The sequence below is a fragment of the Dyella sp. C9 genome (assembly GCF_003332825.1).
Lineage (GTDB): Bacteria > Pseudomonadota > Gammaproteobacteria > Xanthomonadales > Rhodanobacteraceae > Dyella.
In genome coordinates, this window is record NZ_QIRF01000009.1 from 32,276 (window position 1) to 49,332 (window position 17,057).

Sequence of the window (17,057 nt, forward strand, 5' to 3'; positions counted from 1 at the left end):
CAGAACGCGCTCCTACACAGGATCGGCGACGATCCGGCGGTCCCGGTCAGCGCCAGCCGGAGGTAATCGGATAACGCCGCTCGCGCCCAAACGCCCGCGTGGTCACGCGCGGGCCCGGTGCCGACTGGCGGCGCTTGAACTCGTTCAGCAGCACGAGGCGCACCACGCGCCGCACGGTGTCGGCGTGGAAGCCCTGCGAGGCGATCTCGGCCTGCGACTGCTCGCCCTCGATGAAGCGGGCCAGGATGGCATCCAGTTCGTCGTAGGGCGGCAACGAGTCCTGGTCGGTCTGGTTGTCGCGCAGCTCCGCCGAGGGCGGGCGATCGATTACCGCCGGGGGAATCGCCTCCGGCTCGCCCAGGCGCGCCGCCAGCCCGTTGCGCCAGCGCGACAGGCCATACACCACGGTCTTGTAGACATCCTTCAGCGGCGCGTAGGCGCCGCACATGTCGCCGTACAGCGTGGCATAGCCCACCGCCATCTCGCTCTTGTTGCCGGTGGCCAGCAGCAGTCGGCCGTGCTTGTTGGAGAGCGCCATCAAGGTCACGCCACGCGTGCGCGACTGCAGGTTCTCTTCGGTGGTGTCCGCCTGCTTGCCGCCGAAGGCGGGCTTGAGTGCGCCGAGGAACGCGTCGACCATCGGCTCGATGTCGATGACGTGGTAGTCGACGCCCAGCTGTTGGGCCTGCGCCCGCGCGCCATCGAGCGACAGCTGCGAGGTATAGCGCGTGGGCATCATCACCGCGGTGACGCGCTCGGCGCCGAGTGCGTCCACCGCCAGGGCAAGCGTGAGTGCCGAATCGATGCCGCCGGACAGGCCCAGCAGCACGCCCGGGAAGCCGTTCTTCTCGATGTAGTCGCGGATGCCGCGCACCAGCGCCGCATACAGCGTCGCCTCGGGCGTGGCATCGGGCACGCTGGGCCAGTTCTCGGCGCGCAGCGTGCGTGTCTCGCTGTCGAAATCCGCCCACAGCATGGCGTCGACGAAGCTCGGCGCGCGCGCGGCCACGCTGCCGTCGGCATTCACCAATAGCGAGCCGCCGTCGTAGACCACTTCGTCCTGGCCACCGATCAGGTTGAGATAGGCAATCGCACAACCGGTTTCGGTGGCACGCGCCACCAGCACCTGTTCGCGCTCGGTCTGCTTGGCGTCATCCCACGGCGAGGCGTTGATCACCAGGATCAGCTCGGCCCCCGCCGCCGCAGCCTTGGCGGCCGGCTCGGGCTGCCAGATGTCCTCGCAGATCAGGATGCCCACGCGCACGCCATCGATCATGGCCACCGCACTGTCGCGGCCGGGACGGAAATAGCGCTTGTCGTCGAACACGCCGTAATTGGGCAGTGCCTGCTTGTGCGTGGTCAGCTCGATGCGGCCGCCGCGCAACAGGCTGGCCGCGTTGTATACCTCGCCTTCGCTGTGCGGATGGCCGACCAGAGCCGCCACGCCATCAGTGGCGCCAGCGAGTGCATTGAGCTCGCATTGGCAGGCCGCCAGAAAACTCGGACGCAGCAGCAGGTCCTCCGGCGGATAGCCGCTCAGGGTCAGCTCGGGAAATGCCACCAGGGCCGCGCCACCCTCACGCGCCTGCGCCAGCAGGTCGCCCACGCGCGCGGCGTTGGCTGCCACCGCACCTACCGGAAAATCGAACTGGGCGAGCGCGAAACGTAGAACGGACATGCAGGGAATCCACGCGGATTGGGGCCTGAAATGATACCCGAGCCCCGCCCGCCCTCGCGGTGGAGCCTTCACGTCCCGCCGTGGGGCGGGTGTTACGATCCCGAAACACAAACTGACAGGGGACAGCGTTGCGCCGTTACCGGCCCACCGCGATCGCAGCCTGCACCACACCGCCCCCTGCCTGGTGGCGCGGCGTGCTGCTGTTGCTGTTGGGTTGCCTGTGGTGCCTGCCGGTGCAGGCGCGGGCGCCGGTGCCGCTGTTCGGCCCGTCACCGACGGAGCTGCCGCTCACCATCTACCCGGCGGCGGCCAACGACGCGCCCCCCACCGATTTCACCGCACTGGCGAGTTGGCTCATGCCTCGCCACCCGCTTCCCCGCGTGAACATGCTGGGCGGGGACTATTGGCTGGTGGCACCCCTGCCGCCTGTCTCCAGCACGCAGGACGGGGTGGTGGCCTTCAACAACACCTGGTACCGCCGCGCCACGCTGCAGGTGCTGGGGGACGACGGCAGCATGCAGGCGTTTTCGGCCGTGCGCGGCAGCGGCGGCGACCCCATGCTGCATGGCACCGGGCCGGTCAGGCTGCAAGCCGGGCATCGCTACGTCGCGGTGGTCCGCGTCACCACCCCGTTCTTCAGCGCACCGCCGCGGATCGACCTGCAGACCGCCGAGCAGCACCACCGCCGGCTGGCCAACGAATCAGCCCTGATGTTCCTGTCGCTGGGCGTGCTCGGCGGGCTGGGCGTGTTCATCCTGTTCGTGGGCGTGTGGACGCGCAGCCTCAGCTACGCCCTGTACGGCTGCCAGGCGCTGGTGTTGATGGCCGGCTGGGCCGCCTTTTTCGGCTTGCCCGAGGACTGGCTCGGCCTGCCGGATGGACGGCTGAATTTCACGCTGTGGTTCATCCTGGTGCCGGTGGTCCATGCGCCCTTCGCGGTCCGCTTCCTTGAACTGGGCAAGCATGCGCCACGCGCCGCGCGCCTGGGTTACGCCATTGCGCTCGCCTCCGTGCTGGCGTTGCCGGTGGCTGTTGCACTGCCGTCGCTGGCGTTCCTGATCGCCACCGCGGCGATCACCCTGGTCGTGCTGTTTTCCGCCAGCGTCAGCGTGTGGGCCCTGGCCCACGGCGTGCGCCAGGCCCGCTTCTTCGCGCTGGCCTACGTCTGCGTGGTGCTGCCCGGCCTGGTCATCCTGCCGGTCAACTTCGGCCTGATGCCCAGCCCGGTGGACAACGCCGACCTGCTCACCCTGATCGGCAACAGCTGCGAGGCGATGCTGCTGGCGTTTGCGCTGGCCGACCACGTGAAACTGGTGCAGGCGGCGCGCGAGCGCTTCCGGCAAGGCATGCTCGATGCCGTGGCGCGCGCGTCCACCGATCCGCTTACCGGGCTGGGCAATCGACTGGCCTTCAACATGCGGATCGAGGAGATCACCCGCGACAACGATGCCGCACTCACCCGCGGCGCATGGCAGGTGGCGATGATCGACCTGGACGGCCTCAAGCAGATCAACGACAGCGAGGGCCATGACCGCGGCGACGCCCTGCTGCAGGCGGCAGGGCATGGACTGGCCCGCCTGCCCGGACACGGCCGCGCGTTCCGCCTCGGTGGCGACGAGTTCGCCGTGATCGCCTTTGGCGACGAAATGGGGCTGCACCGGCTGACCCGTTCACTGGTGCGGCTGGATCGCCAGCTGCGCCAGCAGGGCTTCGCCAGTGCGGGCCTGAGTTTCGGCGTATGCGGCGCAGCGGACGGACAACAGCTCAACGACGCCGAGTTTGCCGAGCTGGTGCGCCGCGCCGACCGCATGATGTACGAGTACAAGTCGCAGCGTCGCTCGAGTGCGCCCGATGCCGCCGAAGAAGCGCTGGACACCGCGCGCGAGCCGCGCGCGGAGAAGCGCGGCAGCGAAGACTAGAGACCGTCAGGCCGCCGGCTGAAGCAACAGCAGTACCGCCAGCACCAGCATGAAGATCGCCACTGCCACGTCGAATACCCGCCACGCCAGCGGGCTGCGGAACACCGGCAAGAGCAGGCGCGCGCCATAACCGAGCGAGACGAACCACAGCACGCTGGCCGTAGAGCTTCCCGCCGCAAACGCCCAGCGCCCCGCGCCCTCGTAGTGGGTGGAAAGACTGCCCAGCAACACCACCGTATCCAGATAGACATGCGGATTGAGCAGGGTGAAGCCCAGGCAGGCCAGCACCGCCCGCCCCCGGCTGGCACCGGCACCATCGTCCGCCGGCTGCAGTCCGCTTTCGCCCTGCCAGGCGCGCTTGAGCGCCAGCACGGCGTACGCGGCGAGGAAGGCCGCCCCGGCAAAGCGCAGCCACTTCAGCAACGAGGGATGCTCCTTCACGGCCAAGCCCATGCCGCCGACGCCAAGCAGGATCAGGCTGATATCGGCCAGGATGCACACCGTCACCACGGCCCCCACGTGACGGCGCTGCAGCCCCTGCCGGAGCACGAAGGCGTTCTGCGCGCCGATGGCGATGATGAGACCGGCACCCGCGACGAGGCCGGCCAGATAGGCCGAGGGAAACATGGGGGATCCTCAAGTAGACGGCCAATCTGCCCCAGGCCACTAATTAAGTAAAACTAAATATCCTTACCGTACTTCAGTTTTACTAATCTAGTGACATCCCCGCCATGGAGGCAGCCAATGAGCCTGCTCAACCCACAGCTGGCCGCCTTCGCCGCCGTGCTCGATGAAGGCAGTTTCGACGGTGCGGCGCGGCGCCTCTCGCTGACGCCTTCGGCCATATCCCAGCGCATCAAGGCACTGGAGGACCAGCTGGGCCAGGTGCTGATCCTGCGTCGCACACCTTGCACCGCCACCCCGGCTGGCGTGCGACTGCTGCGCCGCGTGCAGCAACTACGGCTGCTGGAGGCCGAGACGTTGCAGGACTTCCACGTCGACGCCGACAGTTCGACGCCGTCCACCGTGCCCATTGCGGTCAACGCGGACTCGCTGGCAACCTGGCTCCTGGCCGCGCTGGCCAGCTTGCACACGCGTGACGGGCTGCTGTTCGACGTGCGCGTGGAGGACCAGGACCACTCCACCGATCTATTGCGCGACGGCTCCGTGCTCGGCGCGATCACCGCGATCGCCCGGCCATTGCCCGGCTGCAGCGTGAAGAAGCTTGGCGTGATGCGCTACCTGCCGGTGGCCACCCCCGCCTTCGTGAAGAAGCATTTCGCCCGTGGCCTGGACGCCACCGCGCTTGCCCAGGCGCCGATGTTGGTGTTCAACCGAAAGGATGCGCTGCAATGGCGTTTCATCCATGGCGTTACCCGCGCACGATTGGCGCCGCCGATGCACTACCTACCCTCGTCCACGGCCTTCGTGGAGGGCGCCGCGCTCGGCCTCGGCTGGGCCATGGCGCCTGAGTCGATGCTGCTGCAGCCCTTCGCCGACGGCCAGCTCAAGCCGATCGCGCCGAATCGCTGGCTGGACGTGCCGCTGTACTGGCAGCATTGGGCGATCCGTTCGGCCACGCTCTCGATGGTCACCGAGACCCTGCTGGGCACGGCGCAGGCGAGCCTGCGCCAGCAGGCCTAGCACGCCCCACCATTCAACTGAGACTCGTCTGATGGTGCGGGCGGCGATGCCCACCTACCGTGGATCAGATCTGCGCAGGAATGGTCAAGCGCAGCCATGGAGGTGTAAATGCGCCTTGCGCACCGTGACATGATGCGATGGGCGTTTGCCTGCCTGGCTGTCGCCTGGGCCGATGGCGCGATGGCCCTGGATGGCCGTTGCAGCTCGAGTTCGACTGCCGAGGCAATGCTGAGCAGCTTCCCCTTCGCCGTCGTCGCGGGCGCGCTCGGCGCACTGGCGGGCGCGCTTCTATGGGGACTGTGCTGCATCACCTTGCGCGCCGTAAGCAGGCAGCGCTGGTGCAGGCATCCTCCGCGGCTGAACCGTGCCGCCTGGATAGGAGGATGGCTGGTCTTCCTGCCTTGCTGGCTGCTTTTCACGGCGCTGTCCGCCGTGTGCTTCTGATGTGCTGACCTTGGCGGGCGCGCCACTGCGCTACCGCGTCAAAAAAAAGGGCCGCATCGCTGCGGCCCTTTCCTATCGATCGTAATGACTCGATTACTTCTTCATCAGACCGGCGAGGGTCTTGCCGAGGTCGGCCGGGGACTTCACCGTGGTGACGCCCGCCTTCTCCAGCGCAGCGAACTTCGCAGCCGCCGTGCCCTTGCCGCCCGAGATGATGGCGCCGGCATGGCCCATGCGCTTGCCCGGAGGAGCCGAGGCGCCCGCGATGAACGACACGACCGGCTTGGTGACGTACTCGCCGATGAACTCGGCGGCGTCTTCTTCAGCCGAACCGCCGATTTCGCCGACCATGATGATGCCTTCGGTCTGCGGATCGTCCTGGAACATCTTCAGGCAGTCGATGAAGCTCAGGCCGTTGATCGGGTCGCCGCCGATGCCGATGACCGTGGACTGGCCCAGGCCTTCGTTGGTGGTCTGGAACACCGATTCGTACGTCAGCGTGCCGGAGCGCGAGACGATGCCGACCTTGCCCGGCATGTGGATGTGGCCCGGCATGATGCCGATCTTGCACTCGCCCGGGGTGATGATGCCGGGGCAGTTCGGCCCGATCAGCACGGTTTCCGGATGCTGGGCCAGCACGTTCTTCACGCGCAGCATGTCCAGCACCGGGATGCCTTCGGTGATCGCCACGATGACCTTGATGCCGGCGTCGATGGCTTCGAGGATCGAGTCGGCCGCGAACGGCGGCGGCACGAAGATGACGGACGCATCGGCGCCGGTTTCATCGACAGCCTCGGCCACCGAGTTGAAGACCGGCAGGCCGATGTGCTCGGTGCCGCCCTTGCCCGGGGTCACGCCGCCGACGACCTTGGTGCCGTAGTCCAGCGCCTGCTGCGCGTGGAAGGTGCCCTGCTGGCCGGTGAAGCCCTGCACGAGGACCTTGGTGTTCTTGTTGACGAGAACGCTCATGGTTCTTTTGCTCCTCAGGCCTTGGCCGCAGCCACGGCTTTCTGCGCCGCATCGTTGAGATCGTCAGCCGGCGTGATCGCCAGGCCGGAGTTGGCCAGCAGTTCGCGGCCCAGCTCCACATTGGTGCCTTGCAGGCGCACCACGACGGGGATCTTCAGACCCACTTCCTTCACGGCCGCGATGATGCCTTCGGCGATCAGGTCGCAACGCACGATGCCGCCGAAGATGTTGACCAGGATGGCCTTCACCTTGTCGGAGGAAAGGATGAGCTTGAACGCCTCGGTCACGCGCTCCTTGGTGGCGCCGCCGCCGACGTCAAGGAAGTTGGCCGGCTCGCCGCCTGCCAGCTGGATCACGTCCATGGTGGCCATGGCCAGGCCTGCGCCGTTGACCATGCAACCGATGGAGCCGTCCATCGTCACGTAGTTGAGGTTGTGCTGCACGGCAGCCGCTTCGGCCTGGTCTTCCTGGGTCAGGTCGCGCATGGCGGCCAGGTCCGGGTGACGGAACTCGGCGTTGTCGTCGGAGTTGACCTTGCCGTCGAGGGCGGCGAGGTTGCCGTCCTCGAGGATGGCGAGCGGGTTCAGCTCGACCAGGGACAGGTCCTTCTCGTTGAACAGCTTGTACAGGCCCAGCATGATCTTGGTCAGCTGGCCGACCTGCTTCGCATTGAGGTCCATGGCGAAGCCGAGCTGGCGGCACTGGTACGGCTGCAGGCCTTCCACGAAGTCCACCACGATGGTGTGGATGTCTTCCGGCGTGTCCTTGGCGACCTGCTCGATGTCCACGCCGCCGTGCTTGGAGGCGATGAACGAGATCGACTTGGAATCGCGATCCGTGAGGATCGACAGGTAGAGTTCCTTGGCGATGTTGGTGGCATCGGTGACCAGCACCAGGTTCACCGGCAGCGCGCGGCCGGCGGACTGGTAGGTTTCCATGTTGGTGCCCAGCATGCCCTTGGCAGCTGCGCGCACGTCATCGAGGCTCTTGCAGAACTTCACGCCGCCGGCCTTGCCGCGACCACCTGCGTGAATCTGTGCCTTGACCATCCACTGCGAACCACCAAGGGCTTTGGCGGCGTCGACAGCGGCATCGGGAGAGTTGGCGACCTTGCCCGGCGGCACGGCAATGCCGTACTTCGCGAACAGTTCTTTGGCCTGGTACTCGTGGAAATTCATTCGATACCTCGAGCGAACGGGGGAAACATGGCGGCCGTAATGGACTGTGGGAGATCCATACGGTCAGGGGAACGACGGCGGTACAAGCGCTGCCGGATGCAGTGCGCCGCCGTCAGGCCTGTCGACATGACGAAAACCGCGCAATACGGCCCGGTATTTTCGCAGCAGCGGCCCCTGATGGAAAGGGGCGGGGTGTCCGGGGTGCCCGGCTAGGCCGTTTGGCAGCCCCCCACTTCCGCCCGTGAAGAGCACGTCTATACTGGGCCGGACCGTCCGGTCGGCCATACCCAAGAGTACCCAGCCAGGTGTCCAGCACTGTGCAGCCTGCGTATTCCAGCGCCCGCCCCGCCCCCGAGGCGGCGCGCCATGAACTGCTTTTCCTCAACTGCTTCCGCCTGGCCCAGGCCCTGGTGTACGTGGGGCTGGCGCTCAGCCCCAACGCGCTGGGCTGGCCCAAGCTCACCGATGTGGGGCTGGCCCGCGGCATGGCCGTGGTGTTCCTGCTGTTTGCGCTGGGCCTGCTGTCGCTGACCCGGCGCTCCACCCCGTGGATGCGCTGGATCGTGTCCGGGTCCCTGGTGGTGGACATCATCGCCGCGGTGCTGGCGATCACCACCATGCACGATGCGCGCATCGGCATCGCCATGATGCTGGCGGTGAACCTGGCCGCGGGCGCGCTGATCCTGCCGCTGAGGCTGTCGTGCTTCTTCGCGGCCCTGGCCACGCTGGGGGTGATCGGCCACTCGGTGTTCGAGATCCAGCACGGCGACGTCGGCATGGACCGCGAGCTGCTCGAATCGAGCCTGTTCGGCCTGGCCTACTTCTCCATCACCGTGCTGTGCTACGTGCTGAGCCGGCAGATCCGCGCCAGCGAGGCGCTGGCCGAACAGCGTGGGGTCGACCTGGCCAACCTGGCCCAGGTCAACGAGTTGATCATCCGCCGCATGAAGACTGGCGTGATGCTGGTGGACGACGCCAACCGCATCCACCAGATGAACGAGTCGGCCTGGATGCTGCTGGGCAACCCGGCCGCCGACCAGCGCGACCTGGGCCGGCTGGCGCCGGAGCTGTCACGCCGCCTGTACCACTGGATGACCTCGGGCAAGCTGGACGAATCGGCCACCCAGCTGGCCGACGGCGTGCCTGAAGTGGTGCCGCGCTTCAGCCGCCTGGCGCCCAACGACGATTCCCACGTGCTGATCTTCCTGGACGACACCTCGCTGGTGTCGCGCCGCGCCGAGGAGCTCACCCTCAGCTCGCTGGGCCGACTGTCCGCCTCGATCGCCCACGAGATCCGCAATCCGCTGGCGGCTATACGCTACTCGGCGCAGCTGCTGGCCGAGTCGGAGGACCTGCCGCCCACCGACCAGCGCATGGTCGAGATCATCAACAACCACTGCGTACGCCTCAACGAGATCATCGAGAACATCCTGCAGCTGTCGCGCCGCGAGCGTTCGCGCCCGGAGACGCTGGACCTGGGTGGCTGGGCCAACCAGTTCGTGGAGGAATACCGCCAGGGCAACGACCTGGGCGAGGACTCCCTGCGGGTGATCCAGGCCAGCACGCCGGTCGCGGCAGTGGCCGACCCGCAGCAGCTGCAGCAGGTGGTGTGGAACCTGGTGCAGAACGCGCTGCGCTACGGGCGCATGCCGGGCGAACCGGCGCGCGTGATGGTGGTGGCGCGACACGGCGAGCATGGCGTGCCCATCCTCGAGGTGATCGACCGCGGGCCCGGCATTGCGCCCAAGGTCGCCGCGCAGATCTTCGAGCCGTTCTACACCACCCACGAGTACGGCACCGGGCTGGGCCTGTACCTGGCGCGCCAGATGAGCGAGGCCAACCAGGCCTCGCTGGAATACGTGCGCGTAGCCGGCGGTGGCAGCTGCTTCCGCCTGGTACTGACCCCGGCACGGGCCGGCAAGGCCACCGGCGACGCCGCGGCCACCGGCTGAGGTCCCGCACGAGGGCGCGCCGGCCGGGCGCCCCTTCCACTGCCGTCAGGTGCCGCGCACGACCAGTTCCACCGGCAGCATCTCCGAGGTGGCGGCTTCGTCGTTGATCAGGGCCAGCGCCTTGCGCGCCAGCTGCGTGCCGCCCTCCTGCCAGTCCTGCCGCACCGAGCTCAACGGCGGCAGGAAGCTGGCCGCCAGCGGCATGTCGTCGTAGCCGACCACCGATACATCGCCCGGCACCGCGCGCCCAAGCTCCTGGAGCGCACGGATGGCGCCCATCGCCAGCAGGTCGCTGCACGCGAACACCGCGTCGAAGGCGACCTCGCGGTCCATCAGCGAATGCACCGCGTCCATGCCCGAGGCGATGGTGAATTCGTCGCGACGGATCAGCAGCGGCTTCACGCCGTGCGCCGCCAGCGCGTCGACGAAGCCGTTGAGCCGTTCGAAGATCTCCGGATGGTTGGGGTTGCCCACGAACACCGGATTGCGGCGCCCCAGCCGGATGAAGTGGTCAGCCACCACATGGCCGCCCTGGTAGTTGTCGCTACCCACCACGACGTGCTCGTCATCCTCGCCTGGCGCCCCCCACACCACCATGGGCAGGCCCAGCTTGTCGAAACGCCGCACCGCGTCCTGGCGCACGCCCTGGCCCAGCAGGATCAGGCCGTCGGCCGCCTGCACCGCCGCCGCGGTGGCGCCCTGGCGGGTGGTCAGCAGCACGCTGTAACCGTGTGCGGTGAGCTCCTGCGAGATGCCGCCAAGCAGCACCAGCGGATAGGGGTCGAGCATGGTGCGGTCGCTGGAGGGCTTCATCTCCACGATCACCGCCACCGTATAGCTGCGGCGCAGGCGCAGGTTGCGCGCGCTGACATTGAGCTTGTAGCCCAGCTTGTGGGCCAGCTCCTGGATGCGCTCACGCGTTTCCTGGTTGACCAGCGGACTGTCGCTGAGCGCCCGGGAGACGGTGATTTTCGATACGCCTGCGACGCCCGCGAGGTCCGCCATGGTGAGACTGGCGGAAGCGGTCGCCCCCGGCTGCTTCTTGTGGTTACGACTCAAGACCCGACCCCAATGTCTTGTGATGGATTGCGCAGGTTCACTGCGCAATGGCCGACCGTGGCAACGGAGCACAGTGTCCCGGTTTGGCGGCCATGCGTCCAACGCCGCACAGCATCACGAAATGCCCGGCGCACCGGCGCCTGCCCAGGTCTTCGGCCGTGTTTTCAAGAACCTTCGGCCTTGCCAATGATATCGATATCGCACGCCTAAATGCTGCAATACAGCAAATGATATCGATATCTTGATATCGATATCATTTGCTGCCACAGTCCGCCCGGACACAACAAGCTGCGGCGATCGGCAAGTTCTCGCTGACGCACGCAACGCCTGAAAATCTGCCCGGGAGAGCACGTTGGATCATCACGAAACGGCGTCGGAGATGCCGCCTGCCAGCCGCACGCCCTGCGATCCCTGGCTGCTGACCCACCACGATGCCGATCCCGGGAGCTTTGCCCAGGACGAAAGCCTGTTCGCCCTTTCCAACGGCACGCTGGGCGTGCGCGGCGGCCTGGAGGAAGACGACAGCCCCAGCCAGACCTGTTTCCTCGCGGGCGCCTGGGAACGCACCCCGATCGAATACCACGAGCGCTTCCCGGGCTTCGCCGCACATACGGACACGCGCATCCCGGTGGCCGATGGCACCCGCATCCACCTGCGCCTGGGCGACACCCCGGTATGCCTGCGCGAGGGCCAGTGGCTGGAGTTCGAGCGCGCGCTCGACCTGCGCAACGGCAGCTATCGTCGCCGCCTGCGCTGGCGCGCGCCCGAAGGCGCCACCCTGCTGATCGAGGCCGAGCGCGTGGTCAGCCTGGACGACCCCGCGCTGCTGGCCATCCGCTACAAGGTCAGCTCGATCGACTACACCGGCCCGATCACGCTGGAGTCCTCGATCAGCACCGCGCGCAGCGCCACCGGCCAGGGCGACGACCCGCGCATCGGCACGCGCCTCGATGGCGGGCTGGCCACCTACGACGCCGGCAGCGCCGACGACCATGCCTATGTGCTGCAGCAGACCACCCACAGCGGCATTCGCGTCGCCTGCGCCCAGCAGCATGCGAGCAGCGATGGCTCCCTGCAGTTCCGCCTCGCCAACCGCGCGCCGCACGGCGTCATGCAGGTGTACGACGGCCAGCTCGCCCCGGGCACCAGCGTGCTGCTGGAAAAGTACGTTGCCTACACAAGCGCGGACGCCACCGACGCCACCAGCGATGCCGAGCTGCTCGACCGCGCCCTGCTCAGCCTCGACCAGGCCGAGCGCCAGGGCCATGACACCCTGCGCGCGCGCCAGGCCCAGGCGCTGCAACAGTTCTGGCAAAACGCCGAGCTGGCCATCGAGGGCGATGCGCGCACCGAGCAGGGACTGCGCTTCAACCTGTTCCACATCTTCCAATCGTCCAGCCGCGACGGCCGCGGCAGCACGGCGGCCAAGGGCCTCACCGGCGAAGGCTACGAAGGCCATTATTTCTGGGACGCCGAGGCCTTCATGCTGCCGGCGCTGGTGACCATGGCGCCGGAACTGGCGCGCAGCATGCTGATGTACCGCTACCGCACGCTGGAGCGCGCACGCATCCATGCGCGCGAGCTCAACCACGCGCGCGGCGCGCTGTATGCCTGGCGCACCATCAGCGGCGACGAGTGCTCGGCGTACTTCCCCAGCGGCTCGGCGCAATACCACATCAATGCCGCCGTGGCATGGGCGATCCGCCACTACGTGGACGTGAGCGGCGACGATGCGTTCCTGCGCGACCACGGCGCCGAGATGCTGTTCGAGACCGCGCGCACCTGGCTCGACATCGGCCACTTCAATGCGCGGCGCAACGGCGCGTTCTGCATCCACGACGTGACCGGCCCGGACGAATACACCGCCCTGGTCGACAATAACCATTACACCAACCGCATGGCGCGCCAGCACCTGCGCGACGCCGCGCAGGTCGCTCGCTGGATGGCCGAACAGGCGCCGGACGCCTACGCCAGCCTGGCGCAGCGCATCGGGCTGGAATCGTTCGAGATCATGCAGTGGCAGCGTGCCGCCGACCTGATGTACCTGGGCGAGGACGCGCAGCTCGGGATCTTCCCGCAGGACGACACCTTCCTGGACAAGCCGCGCCTGCCGCCGCGCAAGAGCGGCGAAGGCAAGCGGCCGCTGCTGCTGGAGCTGCATCCGCTCACCATCTACCGCCACCAGGTCTGCAAGCAGGCCGATACGCTGCTGGCGCTCATGCTCGCCGGCGCCGACGTGGACACCGCCGCCAAGCGACGCAACTTCGACTACTACGAAGGCGTCACCGTGCATGACTCCACCTTGTCCGCCTCCACCTTCAGCGTGATCGCCGCCGAAGTGGGACACGCCGACAAGGCATGGCGCTATTTCCAGGACACCTTGCGCGTGGACCTGGACGACCTGCACGGCAACGCCGCGCACGGCGTGCACATGGCGGCCATGGCCGGCAGTTGGCTGGCGCTGAGCTGGGGCTATGGCGGCCTGCGCGTCCACGATGGACGGCTGACCCTCGCCCCCACCCTGCCCGCGGCCTGGCGCCAGTACCGCTTCGGCGTGGCCTGGCGCGGCACCCACCTGCGCGTGGAAGTGGGCACGCAGGGCGTGCGGTATACGCTGACCCGTGGCGACGTGCTGGATTTCCAGCATGCGGGCCAACCGATTCACCTGCGTCATGGTGAAAGCCGGCTGCGGCCGCCCCCCATCACGCCGACGGGCAACACCGCGCTGCGCGCGGTGATCTTCGATCTCGACGGCGTGATTGCCGACACCGCCGTGGTGCACCGCGCCGCGTGGCAGCGACTGGCCGGGGAGATCGGCGCGCCATTCGATGAAGTCATCGCCGAGCGCATGAAGGGCGTAGACCGCCGCGGCTCGCTGGAGATCCTGCTCGAACGCGCGCCGCGCAGCTATACGGAAGAGGAAAAGGCGGCGCTGGAGGCGCACAAGAACCAGTACTACGTCGAGCAGATCGAACGCTTCGGACCTGACCAGCTGCTGCCCGGAGCACGTACCGCCGTGCAGTCGGCGCGCGATGCGGGCCTGCGTGTGGGACTGGCCTCGGCCAGCCGCAATGCGCCGCTGCTGCTGCAGCGCCTGGGCATCGCCGGCCTGTTCGATCACGTGGTGGACGCCGCCGGCATCACCCACTCCAAGCCCGACCCGGAGATCTTCCTGGCCGCGGCCGCAGGCCTGGACGTACCGCCCTCGGCCTGCCTGGGCGTGGAAGACGCCGCGGCAGGCGTCGAGAGCATCCGCGCGGCCGGCATGCGCGCCGTGGGCATCGGTGAGGCGTCCGTGCTGTCGCGCGCCAACGACGTGCTGCCGGCCATCGAGGCCTTCGACATTCACCGCTATCTGGACTGGCGACCGACCGGGCAGGAGAACTCGGCGGAACCCGTGGCCGACCACCGCTCGGGCCAGGCCTGAGCGGGTGCAGTACCCCAAGAAACACAACAACGACTTTTATCTTTGATGGGGAGGAAACACACATGAACACGCAACGCATGACACGTCGACTGCTGTCCGCCAGCATCGCCGCCCTGCTCGTGGCCGGTTCGCTGCACGCGCAGGACGCGGCTCCCGCCCAGGCCACGCCGCCACCCGCCGCGCAGGGCCAGGCACCATCCGCCAACAGCAAGAACGCCACCAACCTCGACCAGGTGGTGGTCACCGGCAACGCGGCGAACGGCGGCCTGAAGAAGATCGACACCTCGTACTCGATCACCACGGCCACGCTGGACCAGATCCGCGAGTTCAACGCCAAGAGTTCGGCCGACCTGCTGAAGATGGCGCCGGGCGTGTTCCCTGAATCTTCCGGCGGCCAGACCGGCGCCAACATCGAAGTGGCCGGCTTCCCGGGCGGCGGCGACGCGCCCTTCGTCACCTTCCAGCTCAACGGCTCGCCGATCTATCCGATGCCGACGCTGTCATTCATGGAAAACTCGTCGATGTTCCGCCTCGACGACACCATCGACCACGCCGAACTGGTGCTGGGCGGTCCGGCGGTGCTGTACGGCAACGGCCAGCCAGGCCTCACCGCCAACTTCATCCTACGCGAAGGCACCGACAAGCCCAGCGGCGACGTCGGCGTGACCTATGGTTCCGAAGGCATGGTGCGCCTGGACGGCTTCCTCGGCTTCAAGATCGCCGACAACTGGTACGGCAGCATCGGCGGCTTCTGGCGCAAGTCCGACGGCGTGCGCGATCCGGAGTTCAGCGCGGACAAGGGTGGCCAGCTCACCGCCACGCTCACGCGCAACTTCGACAATGGCTCGCTGGTGCTCTATGCGCGCGACCTGAAGGACCACAACCAGTTCGTCACCGACACGCCAATCCTCAACCCCAGTCGCGGACAGTTCGACGCCTACCCGGGGTTTGATCCGCTGACGGGCACCTTCGGCAGCAAGGCCAACCAGTACAGCTTCATCCAGACCACGCCGTGCTACACGGCCGGCTGCACGCCCGGTGGCCAGGACGTGAACCTCGCCAAGGGTCGTGGCGCCGACATCTTCTCCACCGGCGGCAACCTGGACCTGGACTTCGGTGATGGCTGGAGCATCTCCGACAAGTTCAATTTCACCGGCGGTCAGATGAACACGATCGCCTTCTTCAGCACCGGCGCCAACCCGCAGTCGTTGAGCAGCTACATCGCCGACGCCATCGCCTCCAACGGCCTGCCCGCCGACACCACCGCCAACGCCACTTACACCAGCAACGGCCAGGCGGCGGACATGAACCAGAACGTCACCACGCAGGGCCTGTGGTACGTGCACAAGCGTATCCAGGGCGCCAGCAACGAGTTCCACCTGAACAAGGAGATCTTCGACGGCAACACGCTGACGTTCGGCAACTACACCGCGGTCTACAACGACCACGACACCTGGTACCTGGGCAACAACATGTTGCTGCAGGCCAAGAACAACCCCAGCCCGATCGCGGTGACGCTCAGCAACGGCGACGTGCTGTCGAGCTCGCAGGGTTTTGTCAGCGGTCCATCCACCGCCATCCGCGAGGCATGGAACGGCTTCAACACGGCGTTCTTCCTCACCGACACCTGGAAGCTCGACCAGTGGCTGTTCGATGCCGGCGTGCGCGTGGAGCGGCAGGAGGCCAACGGCCGCATCCAGAACACCGCCACCGGCGACCTCGACGACAATCCGGCCACGCTCTACAACAACAACTCGCAGTACCTGGTCGGCGGCAACTCGTACATCAATTACGCCAAGACCGCGCCCTCGTGGACCATCGGCGCCAACTACGAGATCCAGCACAACATGAGCGTGTACGCCCGCGTCAATGACGGCGTGCACTTCCCCGGCTTCGACGACCTGCGTGGCCTGCCCACCCAGCCGGTCAACAAGATCCACAACATGGAAGTCGGCTTCAAGTACCAGGCCGACTGGGTCTACCTCGACGTCAACGCGTACCGCAAGCTGTTCTACAACGTGCCGTACACCATCACCATGGGCAATGGCCAGCAGTTCTCGTTCGACTACGGCTCGGCCACCAAGGGCATCAACTTCACCACGGTGGTCAAGCCGTTCGAGCACTTCTCGATCGCGCTCAGTGGCGACTATATGGACGGCCATTACACGCACAGCGCCGCCTGTACGCCGTATACCGCGCAGGACGGCAGCGAGCAGTGCGCCAGCCTCGACGGCATGCAGCTGCAGCGCCAGCCCAAGTTCCAGGGCCGCCTGACCCCGGCGTACGACTTCCCCACCGCCTTCGGCAGCATGAAGCTGTGGGTGACCTACGAGTACATCGGCAACCGCTACGGCGACCTGATCGAGCAGCAGCCGCTGGGCCAGTACCACACGCTGGCCTTCGGTGCGACGGCCAACATCGGCCAGAACTGGCAGGTGAACCTGCAGGGCACCAACATGACCAACGAGATCGGCATCACCGAAGGCAACTCGCGCCTGTTCGGCTTTGCCAGCGAAGGCGGCGTGATCCTGGCCCGCTCCATCGAAGGCCGCGAAGTCAATCTTCAGGTGAAGTACAACTTCTGAGACCCTTCCCTCGACTGTTCCGGGCCGCTGGTAGCGCGGCGGCCCGGAACCTTTTTCGGTTGAAAGGGCGGTTCAATGCCCTTGCATGGGTGGCGACGGGGCGGTTTCCCTGGCCGCCCCTGGAAGAAGGAGCATGTGCATGTCGACTCATCAAAGGGCGCTGTCGCCCGCACGCTGGAGTGCCTCGGCCTTGCATGCCGCT

At 67.1% G+C, this 17,057-nt stretch carries 11 protein-coding genes; 6 read left to right on the plus strand and 5 right to left on the minus strand.

What is annotated here, in order from left to right:
- Positions 1–46: 46 nt before the first annotated feature.
- The gene (locus DVU99_RS12030; RefSeq protein ID WP_114240461.1) at positions 47–1,678 is read right to left on the minus strand and encodes an NAD+ synthase; all 1,632 of its coding nucleotides are present in this window, start codon (positions 1,676–1,678) and stop codon (positions 47–49) included.
- 194 nt (positions 1,679–1,872) lie between these two features.
- Here DVU99_RS12030 and DVU99_RS12035 point away from each other — a divergent pair, with 194 nt between their 5' ends.
- Positions 1,873–3,597: a diguanylate cyclase gene (locus DVU99_RS12035; protein WP_157971425.1), complete on the plus strand. Its 1,725-nt coding sequence runs from the start codon at positions 1,873–1,875 to the stop codon at positions 3,595–3,597.
- Positions 3,598–3,603: 6 nt separating this feature from the next.
- On the opposite strand, the gene DVU99_RS12040 is transcribed toward DVU99_RS12035, so the two are convergent.
- The gene (locus DVU99_RS12040; protein ID WP_114240463.1) at positions 3,604–4,224 is read right to left on the minus strand and encodes a LysE/ArgO family amino acid transporter; all 621 of its coding nucleotides are present in this window, start codon (positions 4,222–4,224) and stop codon (positions 3,604–3,606) included.
- Between the two features lie 117 nt (positions 4,225–4,341).
- Here DVU99_RS12040 and DVU99_RS12045 point away from each other — a divergent pair, with 117 nt between their 5' ends.
- Positions 4,342–5,241, plus strand: coding sequence for a LysR family transcriptional regulator ArgP (locus DVU99_RS12045; RefSeq protein ID WP_114240464.1), 900 nt, complete (start codon positions 4,342–4,344; stop codon positions 5,239–5,241).
- Positions 5,242–5,349: 108 nt separating this feature from the next.
- A complete protein-coding gene (locus DVU99_RS12050; RefSeq protein ID WP_114240465.1) occupies positions 5,350–5,685 on the plus strand; it encodes a hypothetical protein in 336 nt (111 codons plus the stop codon).
- Positions 5,686–5,778: 93 nt separating this feature from the next.
- On the opposite strand, the gene sucD is transcribed toward DVU99_RS12050, so the two are convergent.
- Together sucD and sucC are read right to left on the minus strand one after the other, a co-directional pair.
- Positions 5,779–6,654 carry a succinate--CoA ligase subunit alpha gene (sucD, locus tag DVU99_RS12055; RefSeq protein WP_109124142.1) on the minus strand — a complete coding sequence of 292 codons (876 nt, stop codon included), beginning with the start codon at positions 6,652–6,654 and terminating at the stop codon, positions 5,779–5,781.
- Between the two features lie 14 nt (positions 6,655–6,668).
- The gene (gene sucC, locus DVU99_RS12060) at positions 6,669–7,832 is read right to left on the minus strand and encodes an ADP-forming succinate--CoA ligase subunit beta (protein ID WP_114240466.1); all 1,164 of its coding nucleotides are present in this window, start codon (positions 7,830–7,832) and stop codon (positions 6,669–6,671) included.
- A 305-nt stretch (positions 7,833–8,137) separates the two neighbouring features.
- On the opposite strand from sucC, the gene DVU99_RS12065 reads away from it, so the two are divergent.
- Positions 8,138–9,784, plus strand: coding sequence for a PAS domain-containing sensor histidine kinase (locus DVU99_RS12065; protein WP_198670293.1), 1,647 nt, complete (start codon positions 8,138–8,140; stop codon positions 9,782–9,784).
- A gap of 45 nt (positions 9,785–9,829) precedes the next feature.
- On the opposite strand, the gene DVU99_RS12070 is transcribed toward DVU99_RS12065, so the two are convergent.
- A complete protein-coding gene (locus tag DVU99_RS12070; protein ID WP_114240467.1) occupies positions 9,830–10,789 on the minus strand; it encodes a LacI family DNA-binding transcriptional regulator in 960 nt (319 codons plus the stop codon).
- A gap of 406 nt (positions 10,790–11,195) precedes the next feature.
- Between DVU99_RS12070 and pgmB the strand changes: the two genes are divergently transcribed.
- Together pgmB and DVU99_RS12080 are read left to right on the plus strand one after the other, a co-directional pair.
- Positions 11,196–14,270 (plus strand): beta-phosphoglucomutase, encoded by a 3,075-nt coding sequence (gene pgmB, locus DVU99_RS12075; protein WP_343126325.1) that lies wholly within the window; start codon positions 11,196–11,198, stop codon positions 14,268–14,270.
- Between the two features lie 62 nt (positions 14,271–14,332).
- Positions 14,333–16,855 carry a TonB-dependent receptor gene (locus DVU99_RS12080; protein WP_114240469.1) on the plus strand — a complete coding sequence of 841 codons (2,523 nt, stop codon included), beginning with the start codon at positions 14,333–14,335 and terminating at the stop codon, positions 16,853–16,855.
- Positions 16,856–17,057: the final 202 nt, after the last annotated feature.

Bases quoted from the DNA above. Each gene is read 5' to 3' on its own strand.
- DVU99_RS12030 (WP_114240461.1), bottom strand. From the start codon at position 1,678: ATGTCCGTTCTACGTTTCGCGCTCGCCCAGTTCGATTTTCCGGTAGGT.
- DVU99_RS12040 (WP_114240463.1), bottom strand. From the start codon at position 4,224: ATGTTTCCCTCGGCCTATCTGGCCGGCCTCGTCGCGGGTGCCGGTCTC.
- DVU99_RS12045 (WP_114240464.1), top strand. From the start codon at position 4,342: ATGAGCCTGCTCAACCCACAGCTGGCCGCCTTCGCCGCCGTGCTCGAT.
- DVU99_RS12050 (WP_114240465.1), top strand. From the start codon at position 5,350: ATGCGCCTTGCGCACCGTGACATGATGCGATGGGCGTTTGCCTGCCTG.
- sucD (WP_109124142.1), bottom strand. From the start codon at position 6,654: ATGAGCGTTCTCGTCAACAAGAACACCAAGGTCCTCGTGCAGGGCTTC.
- sucC (WP_114240466.1), bottom strand. From the start codon at position 7,832: ATGAATTTCCACGAGTACCAGGCCAAAGAACTGTTCGCGAAGTACGGC.
- DVU99_RS12070 (WP_114240467.1), bottom strand. From the start codon at position 10,789: ATGGCGGACCTCGCGGGCGTCGCAGGCGTATCGAAAATCACCGTCTCC.
- DVU99_RS12080 (WP_114240469.1), top strand. From the start codon at position 14,333: ATGAACACGCAACGCATGACACGTCGACTGCTGTCCGCCAGCATCGCC.